This is a genomic window from Arsenophonus nasoniae DSM 15247, from assembly GCF_000429565.1.
Taxonomy (GTDB): Bacteria; Pseudomonadota; Gammaproteobacteria; order Enterobacterales; family Enterobacteriaceae; genus Arsenophonus; species Arsenophonus nasoniae.
In genome coordinates, this window is the sequence record NZ_AUCC01000131.1 from 1 (window position 1) to 5,241 (window position 5,241).

General features: G+C 39.4%; 4 protein-coding genes and 1 pseudogene. 2 read left to right on the plus strand and 3 right to left on the minus strand.

Translation table 11 applies throughout. The features are described from left to right. Window positions 1-229 (minus strand): transposase zinc-binding domain-containing protein (locus tag G468_RS23160; RefSeq protein ID WP_211229679.1); only part of this gene is annotated, 229 nt, incomplete at its 3' end. Window positions 230-961: 732 nt separating this feature from the next. On the opposite strand from G468_RS23160, the gene G468_RS0116005 reads away from it, so the two are divergent. Together G468_RS0116005 and G468_RS0116010 are read left to right on the plus strand one after the other, a co-directional pair. Continuing rightward, window positions 962-2,056 (plus strand): DUF917 domain-containing protein, encoded by a 1,095-nt coding sequence (locus tag G468_RS0116005; RefSeq protein ID WP_034250221.1) that lies wholly within the window; start codon window positions 962-964, stop codon window positions 2,054-2,056. Then, complete coding sequence (locus G468_RS0116010; RefSeq protein WP_026823911.1) at window positions 2,053-3,609, plus strand: hydantoinase/oxoprolinase family protein; 1,557 nt, start codon at window positions 2,053-2,055, stop codon at window positions 3,607-3,609. Before G468_RS0116005 ends, G468_RS0116010 begins: the two co-directional genes overlap by 4 nt. 66 nt (window positions 3,610-3,675) lie before the next feature. Here G468_RS0116010 and G468_RS0116015 read toward each other — a convergent pair whose 3' ends face one another. Further along, a complete protein-coding gene (locus G468_RS0116015; protein ID WP_051297163.1) occupies window positions 3,676-4,968 on the minus strand; it encodes a purine-cytosine permease family protein in 1,293 nt (430 codons plus the stop codon). A gap of 124 nt (window positions 4,969-5,092) precedes the next feature. Next, a pseudogene (locus G468_RS25490) lies at window positions 5,093-5,241 on the minus strand (IS91 family transposase); the annotation flags it as partial.

The following is a 5,241-nucleotide window of genomic DNA, read 5'->3' on the forward strand; positions in this document are numbered from 1 at the left end:
ATGAACTGCAGGCTTTTGACTTACAGCTTTGGCAGAAAAAACGGCTGTGAGAACAATCAGACGAAGCGCAACAATAGCGCCGGACACCCATGGCACAAGTGCCGCAGGCAAGCATGCGCTCCACAGATAAACTCGTCCACGAACTAACGCTATAGCCGTATTTTTCAAGGAATTTATTCCAACCGTCATCAATGGTGAAAAGTAGTTTAGCAGGACGAGGGATATACATCTGACTCAATTACCTTATGGGCATCTTGCCAAAGAAACAGAAATTGTCAGATTCGTCAGCCCAGTTATCGGTGTGTTTATCCCAGGGTTCTAATCTTATTATTTTTACAACTTCTTCGTTGTACAAAACGGACATACCAGGTTGGAGTCTTCGAAATGTTGTTCTGTGTTTGTTGGGTTGAATCATGATAATTTCCTCTTTGTTCTCAAAAGAAAATTTTAGGTAAAGGGAATATGCTCTTGTACTGCTACATATTCCCTTTGGGTGTTTCCATGGTGTTGGTAAGTAAAAAAGTAATCTTTAAAGCAAAATAATTATTATTGTATTTCCCTGATGTTGGCTAATTTGCCAGCTAAAACTAATTCTCAAAGCCCCATTTTTCGTGGTTTTTTATTATTAAATTCAAACTATTTTTATTTGAAAAATTTAACGTCTCTTCGTACATCATCATTTTGAGTTAAAATTTAGTATTGTTATACGTCGGTGTAACGCGTTTTTAAAAAATAACACCATATCTAATCATTAGATATGGTGATTAATTACTCTTTTTTATTATTAATTTTGTCTAAGCCTTTTAGTTGGATTTACGTTGTAGAAGCAATATTATGATGTAGATTTTGTAAAAACATTGTTATAAAAACAGAAATAAATAAGCATTGCGCCCTTGAATTATTCGTTTTTCTCTATCATGATAGCTTGCACTATTTATATCTTTTTAAGAGAAAAACAGTGATGCTTCTTGATGTTGAGGCAATAGAGCATATTAGCTATGGTGCTTCGGTTTTAGCGAGTGGCGGCGGGGGTGATCCATATATCGGGAAAATAATGGCTCAGCAGGCTATTGAAAAACATGGCCCAATTCGATTAATTAGCATTAATGAATTGCACCCAAATGACATGTTGTTGTCAACAGGCATGACAGGCTCTCCGGCTGTTATGATAGAAAAACTACCGAATGGTAAAGAATCTATTTTAGCCTGTCGTCGAGTGGAAGAAAGTTTAAAGAAAAAAATTACGGCTATTTATCCCATAGAAGCCGGTGGAATTAATTCTTTGTTACCGCTCACCACCGCCTGTCTTTTAGGTTTGCCTGTAGTAGATGTCGATGGGATGGGACGAGCTTTTCCTCAGTTTCATATGACCACTTTTTATCTTGATAAAATCAATGCTTCTCCTTTTGTTGTTATCGATGAAAAACTGAACACAGTTATGGTCGATGCTACAGACAGTTATCAATCTGAAATTTTTATCCGTACCATCACTGATAAAATGGGTGGGGCGGCTATTTTTGCTGGTTATCCCATTTCGGCTATTCAAGCCGAAAAATCGGGGATTGCAGGATCTCTAAGTTTAATGAAATCTATTGGTGAGCAGATGCACCAAGCTATTGTGAATAAAGATAATTTAGTTAATACGTTGGCGTCGATACTTAATGGCTATGTTTTGTTTCGTGGAAAATTGAATCGATTGAATCGACGTAGTGAAGGCGGTTTTACACATGGATATGCTAGTTTTCTTAGTTTAGATGATAAAAAAATGAGTTTTACTGTTTTATTTCAAAATGAATATTTATTGGTACAGAAAACCGACACGCCGTTATGTATGACCCCGGATTTAATTATTTTGGTTGATGAGGATACCGGTGTTCCTATACTGACTGAGCGATTAAGTTATGGCATGAATGTTGTTGCGATTGGTGCGCCGGCTAATGAAAAATGGCGGACACCTCGTGGTATTGAGGTCAGTGGACCCAATTACTTTAAATATTCGCTGAATTATGTCTCGGTTGAACAATTGGTCGAGAATGACAAGCGGGAAAGAGTATGACTTACTGTATCGGAATTGATGTAGGTGGTACGAATGTGGATGCAGTCTTGCTTGATTCTCATAATAGAATTGTGGCTAAAACTAAACAAATTACAACATCTCAGGTTATGCAAGGTATCAATAAAGCCTTAGAGGTGTTACTTGCCGATAAGTCAATCAATCGAGCGTTAATTCATCGTGCTATGTTAGGGACGACCCATTGCACTAATGCCATTGTGGAACGAAAAGGGTTGTCACCGATTTCGCATTTTCGGTTGACGTCACCCGCCGCTTTATCGATAGCGCCTTTAACAGACATGCCACTGGAATTTAAAAATAGTCTATCTGTCCATCTATTTTCGGTTAAAGGTGGGTATCACTATGATGGTACGTTGTTTTCTGCACTTGATGAAGAAACACTGAGAAAACAACTTTATTCAATCAAAGACGTAATAAAATCAGTATCAGTCTGTGGCTTATTTTCATCAATAACTGACGAACAAGAGCGTAGAGCTGAAGTGTTGATAAAAGAAATTCTGGGGGATTCTGTTGCCATCTCTCTATCGTCGCAAGTTGGAACGATTGGTTTACTGGAACGCGAAAATGCCACTATCCTTAACGCTGCATTATGTCAGGTTGCAAAGGGAATTACCGAAGGGTTCCAACAAACACTAAAGCGACATGATATCAGCGCTGAACTTTATTTTGGTCAGAATGATGGCACGTTGATGTCTCTGAGTCAGGCAAGAAAATTTCCGGTTTTAACCATTGCATCAGGTCCGACTAACAGTATATTCGGGGCAGCAAAGTTAGCTGGTTTGGATGAAGCCATTGTGGTTGATGTTGGCGGTACAACGACAGATGTGGGTATCGTAAAAAATGGCTATCCTAGACAATCCTATTTATCTGCAGAGATCGGGGGTGTACGGACTAATTTTCGGATGCCTGATGTGACCTCTATTGGTCTCGGGGGTGGGTCTGTTGTTAAGGTAAGTGAAGATAATACCGTAACCATCGGCCCAGAGAGTGTTGGTTATCAGTTACCCCAGAAGTCCCTTGTTTTCGGTGGTGATGTGTTGACGGTTACTGATATAGCCGTCGCTATGGGGTGGGCGAACATAGGTGATGGAAATAAAATCGCTTATCTTTCTTCAAAATTAGTAGAAAAAGCGGCACGTTGTTACGTATCGATGATAGAAAGTGTTCTGGAAAAAATGAACAACAGTGCTAATGATTTGCCGGTTATTTTAGTTGGGGGTGGGGCTGAACTTTTACCCATTAAATTAAAAGGTGCCTCAAAGGTTATCAGGCTATTACATTCTGGAGTAGCAAATGCTATTGGTGTTGCTATGGCTCAGGTGAGCGGTAGTGTTGATATGATTATTTCTACCAAAAGAAAAACATTAGAAACTTATTTAGAACAGGCTGAAAATATGGCAATTAAAGCGGCGGTAGAAGCGGGAGCTGTACCGGAATCAATAACACTTATTGAACTCGAATCTTTACCTTTGGGGTATATGTCAGAAAATACGATAAGAATAAAAGCAAAAGCAGCTGGGTCATTAAGACGATAAATACCGCTATAGGGGATTATCTATCCATCCATTATACGGTTAAAATTCATTTTTATTTTATCTTGATTATTTTAAAATCTGTATTTTTGTATTAAAGATACAGATAACCCCGTAAATGACACTCGCAGCGAGTAGCGAGTTAAGTGAAGGTATCCCCGATTCAATAGTGAATCCAACTACACTCCCTCCAATCCATGCCATCATTGCCGCTTTACCTGTTTTCTTTATGTATTCTATGCTTGGGAGCGTTCCCCGATTGTGCGTGAGTTCAAGTAAATCACGATGAGTGCGTAAAATGTAGTAATCAACCAGCATTATCCCTGCGACCGGCGGAAATAATACGCCCAGCATGATAAGAAAAGGAATAAACTTTTCTAAAATACCGATCATTGAAATGCAAGTGCCTGTTACACCCAAGAATAAGGTTAAACCTGCATAATGCCATTTCTTTCGGGTAATAACTGATAAAAAATTTGAAAAACCAAGTACGGCCGAATATAAATTTAGATCATTAATTTTAACCGCAGAAAGCAAGACAGAAAAAAGCCCAATCCATCCCGCGCTTTGTGTCATAATTTCGACCACATTAGCGGTATTCAGTGCGTGAGAAATTAATATTGATATGCCGTTAACAATGAATTCCCCGACAAAAATAGAACTGGTCATCATCCCAAAAACCTGTCTTCCATTTTTGCAATAGCGGCTCATATCAGGGCTAATAATTGCAAACACGATGTATCCACCGGCTACCGCTGTTGCTGCCGCGCTGATAGAAAGAGGATTTCCTAGAGGTTCCATAGTGAATAAGGGATATATATCGTAATTTTTTAAGATTTGATAAAAACTCCAGCCAACCACTAGAAAAAAAAGAGGCAATGCAGTCTTGGCTATCCAGCTTAACCCATTGAACCCAAAAGCAACTAACGTGGATAATGACAAGCCTGAAATTGCTGCCACGACATAAAAAGCATAGTGAGGGTTCTCTAATGCCATGGCAGCCAATATGCCTTTAGCTACGATTGCATTTTGTACCCCAAACCAGCCAAGGGTACTTATCGATATCATCCCGCCGATTAAGGCTGATCCAAAGTAGCCAAATCCACACCAGCGCGATAAAAGGCTGGTTGATAATCCTTCTTTTGCACCCGCAATACCTAATCCGAGACTGATAAATTCCAGAAAAAGACTCCCTAAAATGGTTGCAATCATTGCCTGATTAAATGTCATGCTATGGCCTAATGTCGCCCCCAACATAAACTGCACGAGAGATGTTGTTGCGCCTATTCTGATGATGCAAGTCGTAAATAACCCCTTTCGTTCATGGTTAGGAAATTGAATCGCTTTTAAAGTGAGTAGCAAAAGCCATCCCTTATTGCAAAAAGGAGATGGGGATCGATTTATTGTGTTTAGTGCCAGTTAACATTTCCTTAGAGAGTGTAATTTCTAACCTGATTTCCTTATTTTAGACACATTGATCCTGCGTTTAGCTGCGTAACCATCGCTTTTTCTCCAGGTTATGCAGTCTTTCTGACAACAATTCCGTTGCTTTTTTACCCATTTGCGCCCCGGTGAAAAGCAGCCTGTCGCCACACAGAATACATTTGTACGGATCGGTACGCAGAAATCCTTTCA

Coding starts and splice junctions, on each gene's coding strand:
- G468_RS0116005 (WP_034250221.1), top strand. CDS start 962: ATGCTTCTTGATGTTGAGGCAATAGAGCATATTAGCTATGGTGCTTCG.
- G468_RS0116010 (WP_026823911.1), top strand. CDS start 2,053: ATGACTTACTGTATCGGAATTGATGTAGGTGGTACGAATGTGGATGCA.